Annotated in this window: 1 protein-coding gene; it reads left to right on the forward strand. The window is 48.3% G+C overall.

Annotated features, from left to right (window positions below; genetic code table 11):
* On the forward strand, positions 1–240 hold a 240-nt coding region (locus LI126_RS15105), incomplete at both ends, for a glutamine amidotransferase-related protein (protein ID WP_227165731.1).

A 240-nucleotide genomic window follows, 5' to 3' on the forward strand; every position in this document is an offset into this window, starting at 1 on the left:
GCCGGTTGCTAAAGGGACTCCCCCCAACCTTTAAGGCGGCCCGCTATCATTCATTAGTCGCCGATGCAGCTACTCTGCCGCCTGATCTAAAAGTGACGGCAGTATCTGATGATGAAAATCAAGAAGTCATGGCTGTAGAACACGTTACCGCGCCGCTTTTTGGCGTTCAGTTTCACCCTGAGTCCGTTATGACGACTGACGGACTGCAGATAATTAAAAATTTTTTGGAGGTAGTAAATC

Source organism: Mediterraneibacter sp. 210702-DFI.5.30, from assembly GCF_020560115.1.
GTDB lineage: Bacteria > Bacillota > Clostridia > Lachnospirales > Lachnospiraceae > Mediterraneibacter > Mediterraneibacter faecis.